This is a genomic window from Klebsiella sp. OBRC7, from assembly GCF_000293135.1.
Classification (GTDB): Bacteria; Pseudomonadota; Gammaproteobacteria; order Enterobacterales; family Enterobacteriaceae; genus Klebsiella; species Klebsiella michiganensis.
Genome location: NZ_ALNJ01000041.1, coordinates 1 through 24,142, shown reverse-complemented (window position 1 = coordinate 24,142; position 24,142 = coordinate 1). Strand labels below are relative to the sequence as shown.

At 55.0% G+C, this 24,142-nt stretch carries 21 protein-coding genes; 8 read left to right on the top strand and 13 right to left on the bottom strand.

What is annotated here, in order from left to right; all coding sequences use genetic code 11:
- The first annotated feature begins 10 nt into the window (after positions 1-10).
- Entirely contained in the window at positions 11-706 is a 696-nt protein-coding gene (gene alsE, locus HMPREF1144_RS10305) for a D-allulose 6-phosphate 3-epimerase (protein WP_009652717.1), read from the top strand.
- The gene (gene alsK / locus HMPREF1144_RS10300; RefSeq protein ID WP_009652706.1) at positions 690-1,601 is read left to right on the top strand and encodes an allose kinase; all 912 of its coding nucleotides are present in this window, start codon (positions 690-692) and stop codon (positions 1,599-1,601) included. Before alsE ends, alsK begins: the two co-directional genes overlap by 17 nt.
- Here the strand turns inward: alsK and HMPREF1144_RS32935 are convergent.
- The gene (locus tag HMPREF1144_RS32935; protein ID WP_157214909.1) at positions 1,598-1,765 is read right to left on the bottom strand and encodes a hypothetical protein; all 168 of its coding nucleotides are present in this window, start codon (positions 1,763-1,765) and stop codon (positions 1,598-1,600) included. The two genes, alsK and HMPREF1144_RS32935, sit on opposite strands and share 4 nt — an antisense overlap.
- A 93-nt stretch (positions 1,766-1,858) precedes the next feature.
- Here HMPREF1144_RS32935 and fdhF point away from each other — a divergent pair, with 93 nt between their 5' ends.
- Entirely contained in the window at positions 1,859-4,006 is a 2,148-nt protein-coding gene (gene fdhF, locus HMPREF1144_RS10290; protein ID WP_077598876.1) for a formate dehydrogenase subunit alpha, read from the top strand.
- A 205-nt stretch (positions 4,007-4,211) separates the two neighbouring features.
- Entirely contained in the window at positions 4,212-4,895 is a 684-nt protein-coding gene (locus tag HMPREF1144_RS10285; protein WP_004097841.1) for a tetratricopeptide repeat protein, read from the top strand.
- A 36-nt stretch (positions 4,896-4,931) separates the two neighbouring features.
- Here HMPREF1144_RS10285 and gltP read toward each other — a convergent pair whose 3' ends face one another.
- Positions 4,932-6,245: a glutamate/aspartate:proton symporter GltP gene (gene gltP / locus HMPREF1144_RS10280; protein ID WP_009652722.1), complete on the bottom strand. Its 1,314-nt coding sequence runs from the start codon at positions 6,243-6,245 to the stop codon at positions 4,932-4,934.
- A 411-nt stretch (positions 6,246-6,656) separates the two neighbouring features.
- On the opposite strand from gltP, the gene acs reads away from it, so the two are divergent.
- The 3 genes from acs to actP all read left to right on the top strand — a co-directional run bounded on the left by acs (position 6,657) and on the right by actP (position 10,756).
- Positions 6,657-8,615, top strand: coding sequence for an acetate--CoA ligase (gene acs, locus HMPREF1144_RS10275; protein ID WP_004097835.1), 1,959 nt, complete (start codon positions 6,657-6,659; stop codon positions 8,613-8,615).
- Positions 8,616-8,795: 180 nt separating this feature from the next.
- The gene (locus tag HMPREF1144_RS10270) at positions 8,796-9,110 is read left to right on the top strand and encodes a DUF485 domain-containing protein (protein ID WP_004097833.1); all 315 of its coding nucleotides are present in this window, start codon (positions 8,796-8,798) and stop codon (positions 9,108-9,110) included.
- A complete protein-coding gene (gene actP, locus HMPREF1144_RS10265; RefSeq protein ID WP_004097832.1) occupies positions 9,107-10,756 on the top strand; it encodes a cation/acetate symporter ActP in 1,650 nt (549 codons plus the stop codon). Before HMPREF1144_RS10270 ends, actP begins: the two co-directional genes overlap by 4 nt.
- A 44-nt stretch (positions 10,757-10,800) precedes the next feature.
- Here actP and HMPREF1144_RS10260 read toward each other — a convergent pair whose 3' ends face one another.
- The 7 genes from HMPREF1144_RS10260 to HMPREF1144_RS10230 form a co-directional block, all read right to left on the bottom strand.
- Positions 10,801-11,901, bottom strand: a complete 1,101-nt coding sequence (locus tag HMPREF1144_RS10260) for a type 1 fimbrial protein (RefSeq protein WP_009652720.1) — start codon at positions 11,899-11,901, stop codon at positions 10,801-10,803.
- 23 nt (positions 11,902-11,924) lie between these two features.
- Complete coding sequence (locus HMPREF1144_RS10255) at positions 11,925-12,539, bottom strand: fimbrial protein (RefSeq protein WP_009652713.1); 615 nt, start codon at positions 12,537-12,539, stop codon at positions 11,925-11,927.
- Positions 12,536-15,124: a fimbria/pilus outer membrane usher protein gene (locus HMPREF1144_RS10250; RefSeq protein WP_009652724.1), complete on the bottom strand. Its 2,589-nt coding sequence runs from the start codon at positions 15,122-15,124 to the stop codon at positions 12,536-12,538. Before HMPREF1144_RS10250 ends, HMPREF1144_RS10255 begins: the two co-directional genes overlap by 4 nt.
- Positions 15,078-15,764 (bottom strand): fimbrial assembly chaperone, encoded by a 687-nt coding sequence (locus HMPREF1144_RS10245; protein ID WP_004097828.1) that lies wholly within the window; start codon positions 15,762-15,764, stop codon positions 15,078-15,080. Before HMPREF1144_RS10245 ends, HMPREF1144_RS10250 begins: the two co-directional genes overlap by 47 nt.
- 60 nt (positions 15,765-15,824) lie before the next feature.
- The gene (locus HMPREF1144_RS10240) at positions 15,825-16,364 is read right to left on the bottom strand and encodes a fimbrial protein (RefSeq protein WP_009652719.1); all 540 of its coding nucleotides are present in this window, start codon (positions 16,362-16,364) and stop codon (positions 15,825-15,827) included.
- Positions 16,365-16,952: 588 nt separating this feature from the next.
- The gene (locus HMPREF1144_RS10235) at positions 16,953-17,642 is read right to left on the bottom strand and encodes an LrgB family protein (protein WP_004097824.1); all 690 of its coding nucleotides are present in this window, start codon (positions 17,640-17,642) and stop codon (positions 16,953-16,955) included.
- Positions 17,635-18,045, bottom strand: a complete 411-nt coding sequence (locus HMPREF1144_RS10230; RefSeq protein WP_009652716.1) for a CidA/LrgA family protein — start codon at positions 18,043-18,045, stop codon at positions 17,635-17,637. The genes HMPREF1144_RS10235 and HMPREF1144_RS10230 overlap by 8 nt, the downstream gene beginning before the upstream one ends.
- Before the next feature lie 103 nt (positions 18,046-18,148).
- Here HMPREF1144_RS10230 and HMPREF1144_RS10225 point away from each other — a divergent pair, with 103 nt between their 5' ends.
- Complete coding sequence (locus HMPREF1144_RS10225; protein WP_009652712.1) at positions 18,149-19,030, top strand: LysR family transcriptional regulator; 882 nt, start codon at positions 18,149-18,151, stop codon at positions 19,028-19,030.
- A 109-nt stretch (positions 19,031-19,139) separates the two neighbouring features.
- Here the strand turns inward: HMPREF1144_RS10225 and HMPREF1144_RS10220 are convergent, their stop codons facing one another.
- The 4 genes from HMPREF1144_RS10220 to soxR all read right to left on the bottom strand — a co-directional run bounded on the left by HMPREF1144_RS10220 (position 19,140) and on the right by soxR (position 24,057).
- Positions 19,140-20,786: a Na+/H+ antiporter gene (locus HMPREF1144_RS10220; RefSeq protein WP_004097819.1), complete on the bottom strand. Its 1,647-nt coding sequence runs from the start codon at positions 20,784-20,786 to the stop codon at positions 19,140-19,142.
- A gap of 147 nt (positions 20,787-20,933) precedes the next feature.
- On the bottom strand, positions 20,934-22,283 hold the full coding sequence (locus HMPREF1144_RS10215; protein WP_004097818.1) for an NCS2 family permease: 1,350 nt from the start codon (positions 22,281-22,283) through the stop codon (positions 20,934-20,936).
- A 389-nt stretch (positions 22,284-22,672) separates the two neighbouring features.
- Positions 22,673-23,341, bottom strand: coding sequence for a glutathione S-transferase family protein (locus HMPREF1144_RS10210; RefSeq protein ID WP_004097816.1), 669 nt, complete (start codon positions 23,339-23,341; stop codon positions 22,673-22,675).
- A gap of 257 nt (positions 23,342-23,598) precedes the next feature.
- A complete protein-coding gene (gene soxR / locus HMPREF1144_RS10205) occupies positions 23,599-24,057 on the bottom strand; it encodes a redox-sensitive transcriptional activator SoxR (protein WP_004097815.1) in 459 nt (152 codons plus the stop codon).
- Between the last annotated feature and the right edge of the window lie 85 nt (positions 24,058-24,142).

The following is a 24,142-nucleotide window of genomic DNA, read 5'->3' as shown; positions in this document are numbered from 1 at the left end:
GGAATTTATCATGAAAATTGCTCCCTCTTTAATGTGTATGGATCTGCTGAAATTCAAAGAACAGATCGAGTTTATCGACCAGCACGCAGACTATTTTCACATCGACATTATGGACGGTCATTTTGTACCGAACCTGACCCTGTCGCCGTTTTTCGTCAGCCAGGTCAAAAAGCTGGCCAGCAAACCGCTGGACTGCCATCTGATGGTCACCCGCCCGCAGGACTACATTAGCCAGCTGGCGCAGGCGGGGGCGGATTTTATCACCCTGCATCCGGAAACGATTAACGGCCAGGCCTTCCGCCTGATCGAAGAGATCCGTCGCCACGGCATGAAGGTCGGACTGATCCTTAACCCGGAAACGCCGGTGGAGGCGATGAAGTACTACATTCATAAAGCCGACAAAATCACGGTGATGACCGTCGATCCGGGCTTCGCCGGGCAGCCGTTTATCCCGGAGATGCTGGAAAAAATCGCCGAACTGAAAGCCTGGCGCGAGCGCGAGGGGCTGAGCTACGAGATCGAAATCGACGGCTCCTGCAATAAAGCCACCTATCAAAAACTGATGGCGGCGGGTGCGGACGTGTTTATCGTCGGTACCTCAGGCCTCTTCAATCACGCCGATAAGATAGAAGACGCGTGGCAGATCATGGCAGAGCAGATCCTGACGGCAAAACACGAGGTACTGCCTCATGCAAAAACAGCGTAACGTCGTCGCGGGCGTAGATATGGGTGCGACCCATATCCGGCTTTGCCTGCAAACGGCGCAGGGCGAAGCGCTGCACTGCGAAAAGCGGCGCACCGCCGACGTAATTAGCGCCGACGGCCTGGTCAACGGTATTAAAAACCTGCTACAGCAGCAGCTGACCCAGTACGACGCCCACTGCTGCGGGCTGGTGATGGGGTTTCCGGCGCTGGTGGCAAAAGACAAGCGGACGATTATCTCCACGCCCAATCTGCCGCTGGCCGCCGACGACCTGTATAACCTGGCCGAGCGGCTGGAAGCGGCGCTGGGCTGCCCGGTGGAGTTTTCCCGCGATGTGAATCTGCAGCTCTCTTTTGATGTGCAGCAGAACGGCCTGCAGGAGCAGGAGGTGCTGGCGGCCTATCTTGGCACCGGTATGGGCTTCGCGGTCTGGCTGAACGGCGGACCGTGGACCGGCGCCCACGGCGTGGCGGGCGAGCTGGGGCATATTCCGCAGGGCGATGACGCCCTCACCTGCGCCTGCGGCAACCCCGCCTGTCTGGAAACCGTCTGCTCCGGGATTGCGCTAAAGCGCTGGTATGAACAGCAGCCGCGCGCCTATGAACTGGGCGAGCTGTTCGTTCACGCCGCGCGGGAGCCGTTTGTGCAGCAGCTGCTAAACCACGCCGCCCGCGCGATCGCCACCAGCATCAACCTGTTCGACCCCGATGCGGTGATCCTCGGCGGCGGCGTGATGGATATGCCCGCCTTCCCGCGTGAAGCCGTCATCGCGATGGTCAAAACCTACGTCCGCCGTCCGCTGCCGTATCAGGCCGTACGCTTTATCGCCGCCTCCTCTTCCGCGTTTAACGGCGCTCAGGGCGCGGCGGCGCTGGCGAGAAGCCGGTATTTAAACTAGCCCAGCAATACCTGTAAGCGCGCTGCCCCGCGATCTTCTCCGGGGGCGGTGCTGCGCGCCTGTCCGGGCTGCCCGACCCGCGTCACATCCTTTCGCGTCGACACGTCAAAACTGACGATAGGCTGTTTTTCGTCAGCATTTCGCCCAAAAAAACGACGTATCATCAGTCAATACCCACAGTGAAAACATGGCATAGAAGATGCATAGTGACGGCGCGATAGCGCGTATGCGCCAATTGATTAACTGGAGCAAGACCGATGAAAAAAGTCGTCACGGTTTGCCCGTATTGCGCATCAGGTTGCAAAATCAACCTGGTGGTCGATAACGGCAAAATCGTTCGGGCGGAGGCGGCGCAGGGGAAAACTAACCAGGGAACCCTGTGTCTGAAAGGCTATTATGGCTGGGACTTCATTAACGATACCCAGATCCTTACCCCGCGCCTGAAAACCCCGATGATCCGTCGCCAGCGCGGCGGCAAGCTGGAATCCGTCTCCTGGGATGAGGCGCTCGATTACGTCGCCACTCGCCTCAGCGCCATTAAAGAGAAGTATGGCCCGGACGCGATTCAGACTACCGGTTCGTCCCGCGGCACGGGTAACGAAACCAACTATGTGATGCAAAAATTCGCGCGCGCCGTTATTGGTACCAATAACGTCGACTGCTGCGCTCGCGTCTGACACGGCCCATCGGTTGCAGGTCTGCACCAATCGGTCGGTAACGGCGCTATGAGTAATGCCATCACCGAGATCGACAACACCGATCTGGTGTTTATCTTCGGGTATAACCCGGCAGATTCACACCCAATCGTGGCGAATCACGTGATTAACGCCAAACGCAATGGGGCGAAAATCATCGTCTGCGATCCGCGTAAAATCGAAACCGCGCGCATCGCCGATATGCACATTGCGCTGAAGAACGGCTCGAATATCGCGCTGCTCAACGCTATCGGGCACGTGATCATCGAAGAGGATCTCTACGATAAATCCTTCGTCGCCAGCCGTTCCGAAGGCTTCGAAGAGTATCGCAAAATCGTCGAAGGCTATACGCCGGAGTCGGTGGAAGAGATTACCGGCGTCAGCGCCCAGGAGATCCGCGCCTGCGCCCGCATGTACGCCAGCGCGAAATCCGCCGCCATCCTGTGGGGCATGGGTGTCACCCAGTTCTACCAGGGCGTGGAGACCGTACGTTCGCTGACCAGCCTGGCGATCCTCACCGGCAACCTCGGCAAGCCGAGCGTCGGCGTCAACCCGGTGCGCGGCCAGAACAACGTTCAGGGCGCCTGCGACATGGGCGCGCTGCCGGATACCTATCCGGGCTATCAGTACGTTAAGTTCCCGGAAAACCGCGAGAAGTTCGCCAAAGCCTGGGGCGTCGACAGCCTGCCGGCGCACACCGGCTACCGTATCAGCGAGCTGCCGCACCGCGCGGCGCATGGCGAAGTACGGGCGGCGTACATCATGGGGGAAGATCCGCTCCAGACCGACGCCGAGCTGTCCGCCGTGCGTAAGGCTTTCGACGATCTGGAACTGGTTATCGTCCAGGATATTTTCATGACCAAAACCGCCTCAGCGGCCGACGTTATCCTGCCCTCCACCTCGTGGGGCGAGCACGAAGGCGTTTATACCGCAGCGGACCGCGGCTTCCAGCGCTTCTTTAAAGCGGTAGAGCCGAAGTGGGACCTGAAAACCGACTGGCAGATCATCAGCGAAATCGCCACCCGGATGGGTTACAAGATGCACTACAACAACACCCAGGAAATCTGGGACGAGTTGCGTCATCTGTGCCCGGATTTCTACGGCGCCACCTACGAGAAAATGGGCGAGCTGGGCTACGTCATGTGGCCGTGCCGCGATGAGTCCGACGCCGACCAGGGGACCTCTTATCTGTTTAAAGAGAAGTTCGATACCCCGAACGGTCTGGCGCAGTTCTTCACCTGCGACTGGGTCGCGCCAATTGACAAACTCACCGACGAGTATCCAATGGTGCTGTCGACGGTGCGTGAAGTCGGCCACTACTCGTGCCGCTCGATGACCGGCAACTGTGCGGCGCTGGCCGCGCTGGCGGATGAACCGGGCTACGCGCAGATCAATACCGCCGATGCCGAACGTCTGGGCATTGAGGATGAGGCGCTGGTGTGGGTGAACTCGCGTAAGGGCCGTATTATCACCCGCGCGCAGGTCAGCGATCGTCCGAACAAAGGGGCGGTCTATATGACCTACCAGTGGTGGATTGGCGCCTGTAACGAGCTGGTTTCCGAGAACCTGAGCCCGATAACCAAAACGCCGGAGTACAAGTACTGCGCCGTCAACGTTGAGCCGATTGCCGACCAGCGGGCCGCCGAGCAGTACGTGATTGACGAGTACAATAAGCTGAAAACCCGCCTGCGCGAAAGCGCGATGGGCTAATCAGGCCGCCTCCCCGGAGGCGGTGCTTCGCACCTGTCCGGGCTACACAATCGGTAGCCCGGGTCAGGCGTTTACGCCGCAACCCGGGAAACAGACGGCACGGATTGTTCGAGTAAAACGTTCATATCCCCCACTCGTTCCCGTCGTTTTCTTCTCCTTCACCTGCCTTTATACTGCTCGCTATGTCCTCTACCGATAATAAAAAATGAAATACCTCTCTTTACTGCTGGTGATAGCAAGCGTCGCCGCAGGCGCCATGGAACCCGGCAGCCAGTACAAAGCGCAGGCCGAAGCGGGCGACCCGCGCGCGCAGTATTACCTGGCCGACACTTACGTCAGCTTCGGCGATTTTCCGCAGGCTGAATACTGGGCGCAGAAAGCGGCAGACAAGGGCGACGGCGATGCGCTGGCGCTGCTGGCCCAGCTCAAAATCCGCAACCCGCAGCAGGCTGACTATATCCAGGCGAAAGCGCTGGCGGAAAAATCGGTGAAAACCGGCAGCAGGGCGGGAGAAATTGTCCTCGCCCGGGTGCTGGTGAACCAGCAGGCCGGTACGCCAAACTATCCGCACGCCATCTCCCTGTTACAGCATGCCGCCCAGGATCCGGAAAGCGATTCAGCCGTCGACGCCCAGATGCTGCTGGGGCTTATCTACGCCAGCGGCGTTCATCCCCCGGAAGATGACGTAAAGGCGACGCAGTATTTTAAAGAGAGCTCTGCCCTCTCCCGCACCGGCTACGCTGAATACTGGGCCGGGATGCTTTTCCAGCAGGGGGAAAAAGGCTTTATCGAACCGAACAAGCAGAAAGCGCTGCACTGGCTCAACGTCAGCTGTCAGGAGGGGTTTGATACCGGCTGTGAAGAGTTCGACAGGATCAGTAAAAGATAAGAAAAAGCCCGGTGCGATGTCGCCGGGCTTTCTGTTTTATTGCGCCGTTTTATCAAATTTTCCCAGCACTTCACGCTCGTACGCCAGCGCTTTTTTGCGGTCAAATTTGTGCTCCCATTTGGCGATAACCAGCACCGCCAGCGCGTTGCCTACCACGTTCAGCGCGGTACGCGCCATATCGAGGATACGGTCAACGCCGGCGATAAACGCCAGACCTTCCAGCGGAATGCCCACGCTGCCCAGCGTCGCCAGCAGCACCACGAAGGAGACGCCCGGCACGCCGGCAATTCCTTTCGACGTCACCATCAGCGTCAGCACGAGGGTAATTTCCTGCCAGATGGAAAGGTCGATACCGTACAACTGGGCAATAAAGATCGCCGCAATGCTCTGATACAGCGTTGAGCCATCGAGGTTAAACGAGTAGCCGGTAGGCACCACGAAGCTGGTGATTGACGCCGGCGCGCCATAGGCTTCCATCTTCTCAATAATACGCGGCAGCACGCTCTCGGAGCTGGCGGTAGAGTAGGCCAGAATCAGCTCATCCTTCAGAATGCGGATCAGGGTCCAGATGCTCAGCCCGCACACCCGCGCCACGATGCCTAATACCACCAGCGCAAAGAACAGAATGGCGAAATAAACCAGAATCACCAGCTTAGCCAGCGGCCACAGCGAGGCGAAGCCGAAGGTCGCCACGGTCACCGAAATCAGCGCGAACACGCCCACCGGCGCATAGCGCATGACCATGTGCGTCACTTTGAACATGGTTTCAGAAATAGAACGGAATACCGTCACCAGCGGTTCGCGGTGTGTAGCGGGCAGCGAGGAGAGGCCGAGACCAAACAGCACCGAGAAGAAAATAATCGGCAGCATGTCGCCTTTCGCCATTGAGGCCACGATATTGGTCGGGACCAGCGAGAGGATCGTGCCCATCAGGCCATGCGCGTGGCTCTGCACTTCCGCCGTGGTGTTTTGATATTTCGAAATGTCCACCGCCGCCAGCTGCGACATATCGATTCCGCTCCCCGGCTGGAAGACGTTAGCCAGGGTAATCCCCAGCACGATCGCCACCGTGGTGATCACTTCAAAATAGATAATGGTCTTCGCGCCGATACGGCCCAGCTGCTTCGCATCGCCCACGCCCGCAATACCGACCACCAGGGTCGAAATGACGATCGGTACGACGATCATTTTAATCAGATGGATAAAGATATCGCCTGCCGGGGTCAGCAGGTTTGAGATTAGCCAGTCACGACTTTCGGCATGGTAATGCAGGTAACTGCCCAGAAGTATGCCCAGCACCAGAGCCAGCAAAATTTGCCAGGCCAGGCTGACTTTTGTTTTGTTCTTCACTACAGACTTCCTCGATGAAAAGCGCCATTCCGGGAGGTAATGGCGCCCACTGAAAGGGGTATGAATTGTGTTGCGTTGCTTTATAGGGTTATTTAACGCGCAATATCAGTATCATTTGCACGGCATGCTGCGCAAGTCTTTAAGAACAGCGGTTTACTCTGGTTTTATGCATAAACCCGCTAATATCCGCACCTTATGTTGCATAAGTATTTGTTATAAAAAATATTTAATATATTCATTTTCTATAAATCCACTTCAGAAATTATTTCACATCAAAGTTTCATTTGATTGCTTTTCATTCAATTTAATTATTGCGTGATCTGCCCCCCAAATAGCAAACAAAGCCGCCAAAGCCCCTACTATTAACGTTTATTTGACATATATTTAACAACCTACAGGAGAAAAAAAGCCATGAGCCAAATACATAAACACTCTATTCCCGCTAATATTGCGGAACGTTGCCTGATTAACCCGGAACAGTACCAGGCGCAGTATCAGCAGTCCGTTACCGATCCTGATGCCTTCTGGGGCGAGCAGGGCAAAATCCTTGACTGGATAAAACCCTATACGCGCGTGAAAAACACCTCGTTCGCGCCGGGCAATATTTCCATTAAGTGGTATGAAGACGGTACGCTGAACCTTGCCGCCAACTGCCTCGATCGCCATCTGGCGGAGCGCGGCGACCAGACGGCCATCATCTGGGAAGGCGATGATGCCAGCCAGAGCAAAAACATCACTTATCGCGAGCTACATCGCGATGTCTGCCGCTTTGCCAACGTCCTGCTCGATCTGGGCATTAAAAAGGGCGATGTCGTGGCTATCTATATGCCGATGGTGCCGGAAGCGGCGGTGGCCATGCTGGCCTGCGCGCGCATCGGCGCTATCCATTCGGTCATTTTCGGCGGCTTCTCGCCGGAGGCGGTCGCCGGCCGTATCATCGATTCCAACTCTCGCCTGGTGATCACCTCGGATGAAGGGCTGCGCGCCGGCCGCGCGATCCCGCTGAAGAAGAACGTCGACGACGCGTTGAGAAATCCGAATGTCAAAAGTATCGAAAACGTGGTGGTGCTCAAGCGTACCGGCGGCAAAATCGACTGGCAGGAGGGGCGCGACCTGTGGTGGAGCGATCTGATTGAGAAGGCCAGCGCGGAACACCAGCCTGAAGAGATGAACGCCGAAGATCCGCTGTTCATCCTTTATACCTCCGGTTCCACCGGTAAGCCAAAAGGCGTGCTGCACACCACCGGCGGCTACCTGGTCTATGCGGCCTCGACCTTTAAATACGTGTTCGACTACCATCCGGGCGACATCTACTGGTGTACCGCCGACGTCGGCTGGGTCACCGGCCACAGCTACCTGCTGTACGGCCCGCTGGCCTGCGGCGCGACGACGCTGATGTTCGAAGGCGTACCGAACTGGCCAACCCCGGCGCGTATGTGCCAGGTGGTCGATAAGCATCAGGTCAACATTCTTTATACCGCCCCTACGGCGATCCGCGCGCTGATGGCGGAGGGCGATAAGGCCATCGAAGGCACCGACCGCTCTTCCCTGCGTATTCTCGGCTCCGTCGGCGAACCGATTAACCCGGAAGCCTGGGAGTGGTACTGGAAAAAGATCGGCAACGAGAAGTGCCCGGTGATGGACACCTGGTGGCAGACCGAAACCGGCGGCTTTATGATCACCCCGCTGCCCGGCGCCATCGAGCTGAAGGCCGGTTCCGCCACGCGTCCCTTCTTCGGCGTCCAGCCGGTGCTGGTGGATAACGAAGGCACGCCGCTGGAAGGCGCGACCGAAGGTAACCTGGCGATTGCCGATTCCTGGCCGGGCCAGGCGCGCACGCTGTTTGGCGACCACGAACGCTTCGAACAGACCTACTTCTCCACCTTTAAAAATATGTACTTCAGCGGCGACGGCGCGCGCCGTGACGAAGATGGCTACTACTGGATCACCGGCCGCGTCGATGATGTGCTGAACGTTTCCGGCCACCGTCTGGGTACCGCCGAAATTGAATCGGCGCTGGTGTCGCATCCGAAAATCGCCGAAGCCGCGGTGGTCGGCATTCCGCATAACATTAAAGGCCAGGCCATCTACGCCTACGTGACCCTCAACCATGGCGAAGAGCCGACGCCGGAGCTGTACGCCGAAGTACGCAACTGGGTACGTAAAGAGATTGGCCCGCTGGCGACGCCGGACGTGCTGCACTGGACCGATTCGTTACCGAAAACCCGTTCGGGCAAAATCATGCGCCGCATTCTGCGCAAAATTGCTGCGGGCGATACCAGTAACCTCGGCGATACCTCAACGCTTGCCGATCCTGGCGTGGTGGAAAAACTGCTCGAAGAGAAGCAGGCCATCGCTATGCCATCGTAAACCAACGATCCCCTACCCCCTCTCCCCACCAGGGGAGAGGATATAATTACGACTCCCCAAGGATTTCAGGTAGCAGGAAAGCGGTAAACAGGCTGATTCCCGACAGTTAACTGTCGGGCGGATGAGTGTTGCCGACGACCGGCGCGTGAATGACGAAAGGGAACCTCTGGAGACGCTACGATGAACGAACAGATTTGTCAGCGGATAGAAAATAGTGCGCATTTTAAGGAGCTTGTTGCAGCCCGGCAAAGGTTTGCCGCCATCCTGTCACTGATTATGCTGGTGATTTATGTGGGCTTTATTCTGCTTATCGCCTTCGCCCCCGGCTGGCTGGGCACGCCGCTGCATGCGGGAACCAGCGTCACCCGGGGTATTCCGATTGGTATCGGCGTGATCGTCATCTCTTTCGTATTAACCGGAATATACGTCTGGCGGGCAAATGGTGAATTTGATCGGCTGACGAAGAGCATTCTCAGCGAGGTTAAAGTATCATGAAGAAAGTCCTGACGGCGCTCGCCGCCACGCTCCCTTTTACCGCCAATGCCGCGGATGCTCTCACCGGCGCGGTACAGCGCCAGCCGACCAACTGGCAGGCGATTATCATGTTCCTGATTTTCGTCGCTCTGACCCTGTATATCACTTACTGGGCGTCAAAACGCGTACGTTCGCGCAGCGACTACTACACCGCGGGCGGCAATATCACCGGTTTCCAGAACGGGCTGGCGATTGCCGGCGACTTTATGTCGGCGGCCTCGTTCCTCGGCATTTCCGCGCTGGTTTACACCTCCGGCTACGATGGGCTGATCTACTCGCTCGGCTTCCTCGTCGGCTGGCCGATTATTCTGTTTCTTATCGCCGAACGCCTGCGTAACCTCGGGCGCTACACGTTTGCCGACGTAGCGTCCTATCGTCTTAAGCAGGGGCCGATCCGCACCCTCTCCGCCTGCGGTTCGCTGGTGGTGGTGGCGCTCTACCTCATCGCCCAAATGGTCGGCGCGGGTAAGCTTATCCAGCTGCTGTTCGGCCTCAACTACCACGTTGCGGTCGTGCTGGTCGGCGTGCTGATGGTGCTTTACGTCCTCTTTGGCGGCATGCTCGCCACCACCTGGGTGCAGATTATCAAAGCCGTCCTGCTGCTGTTCGGCGCCAGCTTTATGGCCTTTATGGTGATGAAGCACGTCGGCTTCAGCTTCAATAATCTGTTCACCGAAGCGATGGCGGTCCACCCGAAAGGCGCGGCGATTATGAGCCCAGGCGGGCTGGTAAAAGACCCGATATCAGCGCTATCGCTCGGCCTCGGTCTGATGTTCGGCACCGCTGGCCTGCCGCATATTTTGATGCGTTTCTTCACCGTGAGCGACGCCAAAGAAGCGCGTAAGAGCGTGTTCTACGCCACCGGCTTTATGGGCTACTTCTATATTCTGACCTTTATCATCGGCTTCGGCGCCATCATGCTGGTGGGGGCGAATCCGGCGTTCAAAGATGCGGCCGGGCAGCTTATCGGCGGTAACAATATGGCGGCGGTGCATCTGGCGGACGCGGTCGGCGGTAACCTGTTCCTCGGCTTTATCTCCGCCGTGGCCTTCGCCACTATTCTGGCGGTGGTGGCCGGTTTGACGCTGGCGGGCGCGTCGGCGGTCTCTCACGACCTGTATGCGAACGTGTTCCGTAAAGGGGCGACCGAGCGACAGGAGCTGAAGGTGTCGAAGATTACCGTGCTGATCCTCGGCGTGGTGGCGATTCTGCTGGGCATCCTGTTCGAGAATCAGAACATCGCCTTTATGGTCGGCCTCGCGTTCTCCATCGCCGCCAGCTGTAACTTCCCGATTATCCTGCTGTCGATGTACTGGTCGAAACTGACCACCCGCGGGGCGATGATTGGCGGCTGGCTGGGTCTGCTGACCGCGGTGATTCTGATGATCCTCGGCCCAACAATCTGGGTACAGATCCTCGGTCACGAGAAGGCGATATTCCCGTATGAATATCCGGCGCTGTTCTCTATCGCCGTGGCCTTTATCGGTATCTGGTTCTTCTCCGCCACCGATAGCTCAGCGGAAGGCGCGCGCGAGCGCGAGCTGTTCCGCGCTCAGTTTATCCGTTCGCAGACCGGTATCGGTATTGAGAAGGGTCAGGCGCACTAACGATGGCTCACTCCCCGGTCGGCTGACCGGGGAATTTTCATACGCTAGTTGTAGGTAAACGTAATCGTTCCGCTCGCGTTGGCGGTTCCCGGCGTCACTTCAGAACCCGTTTTGTAATAGTTGGTCGAAAAGTACAGCGTGTTTGTCCCTGACGCCCCACCGGGGTTATTTGGATCGGTAAACACAGTGTAGCTAGCCTCAGCGCCAGAGTTTGTCACCGTCGTTCTGTTGACCGGATCAAAAACCCTGTAGGTGGTATTCGCAGATAACGGCGCGCCATTGATATTCAACTGAACCCCTACACCGGTCGCCACGTTTTCGCCAGGTGTTAGAGCAATCACCGTGTGATCCGGATTATCGCCCTCCGCTTCCGTCGCCGTAATACGCATTGTCACGTGAGTCCCTGGCTCACAGGTCAGCGCCAATGTTTGCTGGGCGGAGCCCGCTTTTCTGGAGAGATTAAATTCACTCGTTTTAACTGAGCCCATCGGGAAATTCAGCGCAGTCGAACTCGCCGTGCAGCCCATCGGCGTCAACTGGATTTTTGTCGTTCCGGTCACGTGCAGTTGGGAAATAACCATCGTTCCAGAACTATCTTTCATAGAAACGGAGGAGACGGGATCCTTCAGCGTCAGGGAGCTATTGCTGGCGATCGCGCCGCCAGTGGCGACAAGCTGCAACTGGTATGTTGGCGTATAATATGTGCCTGCCCAGTAATCAAGAAATCCGTTTGGCTTGCCCAGGTAGAAGTCCGCATCGCCGATATAATGTTGACTATAATCCGCATTGAAATCATCAGTATCACCATCATATTCCCCGGTAACATTCAGCCAAACTTTAACTCTGAGACCGATACCTGGCACGCTAGTTGTATATATTCCATTGCTAACAGATGAAATGGTATTCCCGGAAGACCATGCAAACTGAGCATATATATTACCCTGGCAGTTAGTAACCATGGTTTGCGAGCGGGTGATTTGGCCAGAGTCATAAAGAACAGTCCCAGCCGAGTAACTCCCTGCATTAATCAATATTTGTTCCGGAAGATTCGCCATCGACACATCACCATAATTGGTGCCGCTGGCACATGACCAACCATAAATTGGAAAGAGACAAACCAGCAATAGTAAAATATATTTTTTCATAAATCTCCCTGACGGAAAATAATTCACTTATATGACACATTAAAAGTGACTGTATAGGCGACATTTCCCGCCGTTATGCGCCCATTCGGTGTATACATTCTGGCGCTCATATTAAAGGAATGTCCTTCAGGGCTATCACTGAATACGTAGGTATAGCTATCGTTCGGCCCCAAAGTTTTCTGTTCATTTGCACTAAGAAGCTTTAGCCCAACGCTCTTGGCACCATAAATCAGTTCATTTTCATAAATCGAGGTATAGGTGCTATCAAATGGAGTACCATTAAACGTTATCGTGACTGAGGCCGTACCTGTTGAGCAGTTATCAAAGACAAGTGACACTGCTGTGGCTTCACTCGTCGCCCCCGGTTTTCCGGTCAGATATTGATAGGAAACCGTGCCCAGGTCGATAGCATTGGATGGTTTCACGGACACGTCACATACTGGCTCTTCAATCGTACCAGTAACATTAAAATAAACGGTATTCGCCGCATCATAAGCCCAGGCTGGCATAGTGCCGCTCAGCAGAAGCCCTGTAATCAATAATAGCGTTAGGGATTTCATCGATGGTTTAGCGTGATTTACCTGCATCGCTACCGTTCTGATTTTCTGGTTTAAATCGAATATATTGATATTCATCATCGGCAATCCGCTTCATAAAAAATAATATCATCAACTGATTTATTGGACGACAAATCATACTTGAGATAGCACTGGGTATTTTGAGCATCACCCCACTTCACAAATAGCCGACCTTTTTCCGGGAGCCCGGTAAGATAGGCTTGCCCGGCATCGCCCACAATTGAACTACGGTGCTCTTTATCATTCAGATTTTCATCATCTAGCGTCACCACGGCGCCAAAAGGCACCGCTTTATTTTTGTAGCTTACGGTGATCATGGCCTTATAGCCGATCCAGGTATCGTATTTGACTTTAACAACCGCATTACGCGTCGGTACTACCGTTTTGACAATATTATCAATTTCCGCACCAGAGACCTGCTGCTCATCAAGAGAGAGATTGTTTTCATGGTAAGGTCGTACAAAAGGCACAACGGCGTATCCGAAAGCATCGGTCGTAATATTCGTCTGCCCGCGCACTGCCACATCGCTAACGCCAGGCGCTTCGACCAGCGCCACGCTCTCACCCAGATAGCGAGAAAGGGTTACCCCGCCGGAATGGGCAACCATCCCACCGCGCAACGAGTAGTTGTAGTGCGAGCTATAGCTGTCATATCCGTATCCGGCGGCGACTTCGCCTCGTGAACCCTGATAGTTCAGATTGACATTTCCCGAGGTGCCTTTGTCGCTGGCGTTGTAGCCTTCCTGCACGTTCCAGCTCAGGGAACGGTCCGCAAAAGCCGAACCGCTCAGCCCCAGATTATGGGTCGTGTCGCCCATCCGGCTGCTGTTCATGTTGTAGCTGGCCGAGATATCTGTACCAAAAGGCACGCTCACCGTGAGTGAAATAAGATTATCGCTGGTCTGGGAACTATCGCTATTCTGGCCTGAACTCTGGACATTTCGGCTATAGGAGTAGTTAACGAAATAGGAAATGCGGCCAAAGGTATTGCTGTAGCTCACGCCCAGCGACTCCATGCGTGAATTATCCCAATAAGATTCACTGACCAGCGAGAGGGAGAGAGAACCGAACCCGGAGAAAATCTGGGAAGCCGAAGCATCAAAACGATCCTTAGTCCGCCCCGTTGAGGAACAGCACCCGCTATGCGCATTCGCCCTATCAATAAAATTCTGCAGAGAATAATAGCCATGGGTCGAATAACGATATCCGGCAACGGAGAAGTTGGTACCCGTCTGCGGAATATCTTTACTAAAGCGCACGCGATAAGATTGCCCTTCGCTGGATGACATGCGATCCGACGTTGGCGTCTCTTTTATATCCGCCCGGGACTGGGATGCATCAAAGGAGAGCGCGCCGATCGTGCCAAGGTTGAGTCCGGCACCGAGGAGAAAGTTACTGTATTTATTCTCCAGCTGCTGAAAACCGCCATACAGCGTGACGTTGCTCGATACCCCCCAGGCAATGTTAGATTGCAGGAAGTGATATTCTTTGCCGCCGGAACTCCCCGATCGCGTTTTACCACTGCTCAGGGCGTAATCTACCTGGCCCTCGCGCTGCAAAATCGCCAGCGAAGCGAAAGGCACCACAAAGCTCTGTTCACTGCCATCGGACTCTTTCACCGTCACATACAGATCGCCCGCGCTGCCGGTTGGATAAAGATCGTTTATCTCAAACGCGCCGGGGGAGACCGTGGTTTTATAGATGCTGTATCCGTTCTGATAAACCGTCACATCGGCGGTCGAGCGGGCGATGCCTTTAATGACCGGCGCAAAACCATTCATACTGTCCGGCAGCATCTCTTTATCTGAATTCAGCTGTAGCCCGGTGAAGCTAATGCTGTCGAACACGCTTGATGAAGTATAGGTTTGACCCACGATCAGCTGGCCTTTCAGGGCGTGTATGTCTCGCGCAATATAGCTGTAGACCGAGTCCCACTGGTTGCCGTCATCATTATGGTTGAGGGTACTGTAATTCCGTAAACGCCACGGCCCGACGTTCAAACCCGGCTGCAGGCTCACAAACTGGCTGGACGTCGCTTCGCCGCCGTGCCGCGGATCGGTCTTTTGCCCGGAGAGACTATAGTTGAGCAGCCCTGCGTTAATGCCCTGTTGCCATCGGCTTTCAGGGACATATCCCCGCGGATGATGCATCACCGCAACCTGAGGCACGTTAAAATCAATGCGCTGTTGTGAAAGTAATACCGTAGTTCCCCAACCGGGGATTGCGGATAGTCGGGCACAGCGGGAACCCGCAACCGTGAGCTCGGGGTAATTATTCGTTTTGACTGACCACGCTTTCAGCTGCGCGACGCTGATACAGGGTGAAGAAGCGTCACGATCTTCATTCTTTTGCGTGAAACTGACCGATTCGGAAGCAATAAATTCGTCGTTAATATAAACATCAAGGTTATATTCGCCCGGTGGCACGGTTTCCTGGGAAATATAGCTCAGGTCGACAGCCGTTGTACCGGTTTCATTAACCTCCAGCAGATGAGGATTGAAATACTCACCGGCGATAGCGGGTAACGGAATGGGAGCAAAGCAGGAAATAATAGCAACGTAGCCACTCTTCAACAAGAATGTAAAATTCTGCCCAACGTTATTGAATGATGGCGGTATATTTTGGTCCTGACATTCCATAGTCATTTATCACGCTCCATGTGATTTTCTTTTTCCCTGGTGAAGATGCGTTCGCTACCGGTATTTTTATTGTTGAGAAGGGGGCAACAAACCATGCTTCAGGGACTGATTTACCATTAACTGTTATTTCTGAAAAATTCATATATAGCGGCGAAGCGTTTTTTACTTTAATTTCTCGACCTTCAGTAGACCACTGCAGCTTTTCGGCAAAATTTTCCGGAATGGCATTTTTTAATGCCGCCGGGCGAAAAATAAGTTTAATCCGCGAGTTAATGGCAAACTGCACCATATTTTTGTCCGGCGCGCTATCCATAGCGGGAATGCCTTTAATATTCAGCCAAAACATCGACTCTCGCTCCTCGGGCAGCGGTTTACCTGAGCGAAGAATGCGCACAAACCCTTTTTCTCCCGCCTTCAGGCGAAATAGCGGAGGAGTGGTAATAAAGGAATCTTTTGCCGGTGATGCTTCATCCACAACAGCGATCCACGACTGGACAATATTTGTCACGTTATCCTTATTTTGCACAGAGACCGTCGCCGCCTTTTGCGTACCGTCGAATATCACTCGCGTCCCGCCAACCACCACACTGGCCTGCGCGACGGATATGCAGGAAAAAAAACACATCAAATAAGCTAATTTATTCATGGTAGAATCCAGTGAGGGAAAGCTCAAGGCTTTCCCTATGTCTATTTATATAATGCTTAATTAATAATAGGTGACATTATAAGTTACTGTTGTCTGCACCGGCCCTTTTGTTGGTTCAGCGGCACCCGACTTAGCCATTTTAACGATAAACGGAATGGTAGCCTCGCCAGAAGAAATATCGACATCTGAACCTTCAGTATTGTTCTTCTGTACGACCCCGGCATTATCAAAAATAGCTATTGCGACATTAGTGGCTGGAGACACTGGAGCCTGGTTTTTAAAATAATCGCTATTAAATGTATCTGCTTCACCACCAAAAGTAATTCTGGCTTTTGTCAGAGTCCCCTCTTCACCGGTAGGGCAATTGCTCAAAGTGAAAGAGAAGTTCTTGGCCGCGCTATAGGTATTAGCTTTTAAATCTGCTACCGAAACAGAGCCCATTTCAATGGAGTTGGCGCCATTGTTGATATTGGCTGTACAAGTGGTATCTGCGACCGTACCGGTAAAAGTAATTGTATTCGCTGCTTGAGCCATGGTCACCAGAGAGCAGCCAGCAGATAAGGTTAATATTTTGGCAAGTGTTTTGGCTTTTAATTTCATTGGTATTCCCCTTTTTATTAAGATTAACAATCAATCCATCAATTGTTTTATGGCATCTATTAGAGAAGGCAGCCCGATATCAGCTCAAGGTATAAGCTGATAAGGTACATGGGGAGTGAATGACCTGTATTAATATCATTAGATATAAATACAAGAGCTTAAGTTCCACATGAATCCATTCAATAATAAAAGCTCATGCCAGTAAGATATCTAAAATCGAGATTATTCTCAATCACCGTATGTGAATTATCTCAAGCTAATAACAACCCCAAACCAATCAATACAGAATATATATTATAAATAACTTTATAAAATCAAAACGTTATATATTAGACGCATTCATAAAACAAATCATTTCATATATTCATATTCTTTGGCAATATCAAAAAAAGCTTAATTTGAAATATTTACTTACAATTTAAACGGAAAGCAAATAAGGATATTACTCAAGACATACGCAGATCATCCTATAAATACGAATATTTAATTAACCATTCATCCTGGATGATAAAACGACTATTTATATATGAATAGCCGTGAGATATAGAAAAAACCTAAGTGAGTATGAATTCAATAATAAAAAGGATTTCAGAACATGCCCCATCTCACCAGCGGCGCGGCCAGCACCATCACCACTCCGGATAGCATCATCACCAGGCTGGCGACCACGCCCTCCTGAGGGCCAATCTCATAGGATCGTGCGGTACCGGCGCCGTGCGATGCCGCCCCCAATCCGGCCCCTTTTGCTATACCTTCGCGAATAGAAAGCCGCAGAAACAGTACATCGCCTACCGCCATCCCGAATACCCCGGTGACCACCACAAACAGAGCGACTAAATCTGGCTGGCCGCCCAGCGGTTTGGCCGCCGCCAGCGCAAAGGGAGTGGTAACGGAGCGTACCGCCAGGCTGCGTTGGATCTCATCCGGCAAGGTAAATAATCGCGCCAGCCACACCGAACTGGTCACCGCAACAACCGAGGCGGTAGTAACGCCAGCCGTCAGCGACATCCAGTGGCGCTTAATAATCGCCAGGTTGTCGTATACCGGCACAGCAAAGGCGATAGTCGCCGGGCCCAACAGCCACAGCAGCCAGTGGGTCTCCCCCATATAGCGTTGATAAGAGATATGGCCGAATACCAGAATCATGACCAACAGGATCGGGGTGAAAACCAGCGGCATTAGCGGCAGTTTATGGAAGCGGCGATAAAGCCGCTTGTTGGCAAAATAGAGTCCCAGGGTGACAAGAAGGCACAGGAGGCTCAGCTGAAAATCACTCATGTTTCATCCTGCTGACTTCATAGCGATACACTTTATCAACCACCCATGCCGTGGCGCCCAACACCATCGTTGTGCTCAAGCCAATCACCAGAAAGATACGCCAGCCATCGACCATCAGCAGCTGCGCATAGTTGACGACCGCCACCACCGCCGGTACGAAAAACAGCAGCATCTCCGCCAGCAGCCAGCGGGCTCCGGCGCGTACCCAGTTTAAAGGAATCACCCGGCAGACAATCAGCGCCAGCAGCATCAACATGCCGACCAGATTCGCCGGAAGCGGCAGGTGCAGCCAGTTAACTAAATATTCAGCGCAGACGAACAGTCCGGCGTAGATCAGGACCTGAACCGGTACCTGAAGACGTTGCATAACAAAGGGCGTTACGCGAGCTGGCGCAAAGGCCATGAGCGGTATTCCTGAAAAAGAAGACAGGCGTGCAGTATAGAGAGCCGCCCGGCGCGGCAGAAATGAATTAAAATCATCACAGGTATAGTCTCAGGGAATAATTATGGATATCCGCACGCTGCGTTATTTTGTCGAAGTGGTTCGCCAGCAAAGCTTTACCCGCGCGGCGGAGAAACTATTCGTCACGCAGCCTACCATCAGCAAGATGCTTAAAAACCTTGAAGATGAGCTGAACTGCACGCTGCTGATCCGCGACGGTCGCAGGCTGCTGCTGACCGATACCGGGCGCGTGGTTTTCGAGCGCGGGCAGGCCATCCTTGGTGAATTTCATCAGCTGGAGTCGGAGCTAAGCGATATTAATCATCTGCACAAAGGCGTACTGCGTCTCGGGATCCCGCCGATGGTCGGCATGCTGATGGCCGAGCCGATTAGCCGCTTTCGCCAGCGCTATGCGGCTATCGAGTTGAAAATCGCCGAGTTTGGCGGATTGACCGTGCAGCATGCGGTCAGCAACGGCGAACTGGATTTAGCCATGACGGCGCTTCCGGTTGATGAGGCCAGCGGTCTGACGACGCTATCTCTGTTCAGCCATCCGCTCTGCGTACTGACGCCGAGAACGGCACAATGGGAGGGCCTCAGTTCATTGTCGCCGCAGGCGCTCGCCGCGCATCCTCTGGTGATTTACAACGAGGATTTCGCCCTCAGCCAGCAGCTGATGCGGCTGTTTGCTCAGCATGAAGTTAAGCCGCGCATCGCCGTGCGCAGCGGGCAGTGGGATTTTCTGGCCGCCATGGTCCAGGCGGGGATTGGCATCGCGATTTTGCCGGAGCCGATTTGCCAGCGCCTCGACCCGCAGAGCTTTTGCTGGATGCCGTTGCAGAGCGATCTGCGCTGGGAGCTGGGGATGATTTGGCGGGAAGGGGTGTATATGTCGCACAGCGCGCGAGCGTGGCTGGAGTGCAGTAAGGCGTTCTGGCTGAAGTAAGTCCCCGGGTCGCGGCGTCAACGCCTGACCCGGGCTACAGATTCCCAATAGTCTGATGGGCGGTAGCCCGGACAAGGCGCCTCAGGCGCCGTCAGGGGCGAGTACGGTGTTACCGATCTTCGATAAGCAGCGCTTCCAGCAGGTCGAGGTCGTGCAGCAGCTTCTGCAGCGTCTCGTTGCTGATCTGCCGGGTGGCGCGCAGGTGGTACAGCTCACCGCGTTCGGAACGCAGCGCCGCCAGGCGGAACCGGCGTTCGAGGCTCTCCTCCAGCATCGACGTTTCAACATCGTTGCGCCCATCGACGCGACGACGCAGGTTACCAATGACCCGCGAACTGACCTCGGTCAACAGCTGATTATCGATATTCTCTTTGGTATCCGCTGCCAGACGCTCTTCCATTTTCTGAATCGCGACAATCGCCACATCCGCCGTGGCGGCCCGCGCCAGACGCTCCTCTTTGCGCTGCTGGACATGGTCGGTCGACTCGATATGGCGCAGCAGAATCGGCAGCACAATCACGCCGACGAACAGTGAGAACAAAATCACCCCGGCGGCGAGGAACACCAGCTCATAGCGCGCCGGGAAGACGTTGCCGTCCGGTAGCAGCAGAGGAATCGACAGTACACCGGCAAGGGTAATCGCCCCGCGGACGCCGGCGACGGAGGAGATCAGCAGCTCGCGCGTGGTCCACGAGCCAAACTCCATCGGTTTCTTTTTCAGGAAACGCTGGCTCAGCTTGCGCATCGTCCACAGCCAGCCAAAACGCACCAGCATCAGGGCGGCATAAATCAGGATGATATCGGTAAACAGCATCCAGGTTTCGACGTTTGGATCCGCTTCCGCGGCCACCAGCGAAGTGGAGAGAATATCCGGTAGCTGCAGGCCCAACAGCAGGAAGACCATGCCGTTAAACACGAACTCCAGCATCGCCCAGGTGCTGTTGGCGCGCAGGCGCATCGCCAGCGGCGCGCTGCGCATCACCCCGGAACGCGTAATGGTCATCCCAGCGGCGACCGCCGCCAGGATCCCGGAAAAGCCGATATGCTCCGCGATCAGATAAGAGGCGAACGGCAGCAGGAACAGCAGCACAATTTGCGTTGCCGGTTCATCGCCGCCCCAGCGGCTGAGGAAGCGCATCGAGCGCCCGTACAGCCAGCTGACCACAAAGCCCGCGAGAATACCGCCGACCGCCACCTTGAAGAACTCCACCGTCGCGCCGCCGACGGTAAAGACCATGGTGCCCATCGCCACCGCAACGGCAAACTTCAGGGAGACCAGACCGGAGGCATCGTTCATCAGCGCTTCGCCCTGCAAAATCCCCATTATTTTTTTCGGAATGCGCCCTTCGCCGACAATTCCCGACAACGCCACGGCATCCGTTGGCGACAGAACCGCCGCCAGAGCAAAAGCCGGAATCAGCGGAATACCCGGCACGATCCAGTAGATGAGGTAGCCAATACCGACCACCGTCACCACCACCAGCGCCAGCGCCAGGCCGAAAATTTCCCGTCCATGCTCGATGAACTCACGGGTTGGCGTCTTCCAGCCATCGGCAAAAAGCAGCGGCGGAATGAACAGAACCAGAAAGAGTTCGGGGTCGAATTCAACGTGCAATCCGAAGGTAGGCCAGGCCAACAGCGCGCCGATGCCAATTTGGATTAAGGGGAGTGGAACCTGAAAGGGCAGTACGCGTGTAACCACCCCGGAGAGAGAGACCACGAGGGTCATGATGAGTATGGTAAAGAATATTTCCATGTGTTCCCTGTTTGCTGCGTGTCTTTTTTTTACATCTGAGGCGTCATGTCTCGGCATAATACGCTACTCAGATTAACGCAAAAGGAAACAGGATGTGGCTTAAAAATTAAACGGGCGGCCAAAGCCGCCCGTTGTTAGCAGGAAAAGTTAAATCGCCCAACCGCCGGCGTAGAAGATAACCAGCGCCGCGGCGATGATCACCGTCCCCAGGTTTAGCTTACGCCATTCGCCGGACACCAGACGACCGATCACCAGCGACGCAAAGCCGATCATGATGCCGGTCACGATGTTGCAGGTCAGCACGATAAAGACCGCGGTAATCAGGCCCGCCATCGCGTCGACGAAATCGTTGAAATCGATTTTCGCCACGTTGCTCAGCATCAGCAGGCCGACGTACATCAACGCCGGCGCGGTGGCGTAAGCCGGCACCAGATACGAGAGCGGAGAGAGGAACAGGATCAGCAGGAACAGCACGCCGACGGTCACTGCCGTCAGGCCGGTTTTGCCGCCCGCCGCCGTACCGGCAGCGGATTCGATATACACCGCCGCCGGCGCCGCCCCGACCAGGCCGGAGAAGACGCTGCTCAGGGAGTCGGTGGTCAGCGCTTTGCCGCCGTTAATAATCTGCCCGTCTTTATCCAGCAGGTTCGCCTGGCCGGCCACCGCGCGGATGGTTCCGGTGGCGTCAAACACCGCGGTCATCACCAGCGCAAGCACGCTTGGCAGCACCACCGGGTTCAGCGCGCCCACGATATCCAGGCTACCGATCAGCGAGTTGCCTTTATCGTCGCTCAGCGACGGCATGGCGAAGATACCGGAGAAGTGAACGTTAGGATCGAAGATCAGGCCGATAATCGAGACGCCGATAATCGTCAGCAGGATACCGCCCGGCACTTTCAGTTTTTCAAGGCCGATAATCACCGCCAGCCCGACCAGCGACATAATCACCGGGAAGCTATCAAAATTACCCAGCGCCACCGGCAGACCATCCAGCGGATTTTTGATCACCAGGCCCACACCGTTGGCGGCAATCAGCAGCAGGAACAGACCGATACCAATCCCCGTACCGTGCGCCACACCCTGCGGCAGGTTACGCAGGATCCAGCTACGAATGCCGGTAGCGGAGATCACGGTGAACAGGACACCCATCAGGAACACCGCGCCCAGCGCGACCGGAATGCTGATCTGTTGACCCAGTACCAGGCTAAAGGCGGTAAACGCGGTCAGCGAGATGGCGCAGCCAATCGCCAGCGGCAGGTTCGCCCACAGCCCCATCACCAGCGAGCCGACGCCGGCAACCAGACAGGTGGAGACAAATACCGCAGCCGGTGGAAAACCCGCTTTGCCGAGCATACCCGGCACCACGATGACGGAGTAAACCATCGCCAGAAAGGTGGTAAGACCGGCAACGATTTCCTGACGCACGGTGCTGCCGCGAGCAGAAATTTTAAACCAGGCGTCCAATGAACCGCCGGTACGCGCTGAAGGCGTAGACATAGAAAACTTCCCCTGAGAATTTTTATCGTTCGTCCGAATGCGTGGTGGACCATCCACTGCCAGCTAAACGCGATCTCCTTGTGCTACATCGCAGCGCCAGGGGCCGCGAAAAAGCAAACGTTTAACTCCGCGCATACAGTACGGTGTGAAGAATGACTTTGCTCCCCTCTGTCAGCAGAGGAAATGATGAGCAAAATAAAAAGGCAAACGATTATCCAGCCTTTAGACGGGCCTTTTCAACTGAAGTTTGTCGTATTTCGCTAAATTTCGCTTATGACGTTCAGGAAATAACCAGCCGATGCGCAAACGTTATCGTCCATGCGCAATCCGGTAACATTTTTGTATTGCGCTGATAGCAATTTTCCCCGGTCATCGGCTTTAGTAATAGTTTATTCACCGGGTAAGGTGAACGGCCCCCCGCGCTCAACCGCTTTTTGCCAGGCCGGGCGCTGCTCCACGCGCTGAACCCACTGCGTCAGATAGGGTAAATTCTCCACGCCGCCGCGCGCCAGCAGCGCCATCGCGGGAAAGCTCATCTGAATATCGGCCATACTCAGCTCAGCGCCGGCAAACCAGCGCTGGCGGGAAAGGTGCGATTCAATAAAGCGGGCATGGGTGTCCACCTGGCGGTTAAGCCAGGCCTTCTGTACCCCCTTGCCCAACGCATTACCCAGCGTGCGCATACCAAACGGCACCGGCGGTTTGCCCAGGCTGGCAAACACCAGCTTCATCAGCAGCAGGGGCATCAGCGACCCCTCGGCATAGTGCAGCCAAAAGCGATATTGCAGCTTATCTTCCACCGACTCAGGTTTTAAGCACCGGGCGCTATCATAGGTTTCCTGTAAATATTCCAGAATGGCGCCGGACTCCGCCAGAATGTGGCCGTGATCCTCAACCACCGGCGATTTACCCAGCGGATGAACGCTTTTTAATTCCGCCGGTGCGAGCATATCCTTGCCACGCTGATAAGAGACAACCTGATAAGGCAGCTGCAGCTCTTCCAGCGCCCATAGCACGCGCTGCGATCGTGACTGATTGAGATGATGTACCGTTAACATGGGCCTCTCCCGCTGTTTGTTCAAATTAACTATAGGAACAGGCGGCGGATGCCGGGAATTTTTCGGCAAACTGAAGAGGCAAATTCAGAGAAAAGAGCCACACTTAAACTGTCGGCGCAAACCGGAACCTCCATCAAAGACTGCGCAATACTGAGGTGAGCCGACGTCGGGGGAAACCCTCCTGCGTACCAGCGGGATAGTGCGAAAGACCAAGACCGGAAAACAACTAAAGCGCCCTGTTGTGGCGCTTTAGTTTTTTAGTCATCCTCCAGCAATCGCGCGCCGGTCCCCTCTTCACCCAGCTTATCGCCCGGGTTGCGTAACGGGCAGTCGCGGCGCGACAGACAGCCGCAGCCGATACAGCCATCGAGCTGATCGCGCAGCGCGGTCAGGGTATGAATGCGCCGGTCCAGCTCCTCCCGCCACTGGGACGACAGCATCTTCCACTCTTTGGCGCTGAGGTTATGCCCTTCCGGCAGTACGCCGAACGCGTCGCCGATGGTCGCCAGCGGAATACCAATGCGTTGCGCAATCTTAATGATCGCCACCGCGCGCAGGACATCGCGCCGGTAGCGCCGCTGATTGCCCGCGTTGCGCTGGCTGTGGATCAGCCCTTTACTTTCATAAAAGTGCAGCGCGGAGACGGCCACGCCGGTTCTTTTTGCCACTTCGCCGGGCGTCAGCAGCATTTTGATGCGGGGTGATTTCTTTTCCATAAAGCGCTTTACCTCAAGTTAACTTGAGGAATTATACTCGCCCGCAGACAAAACGACGAATCGAGAATTGAGAGAGGCCGCTTTA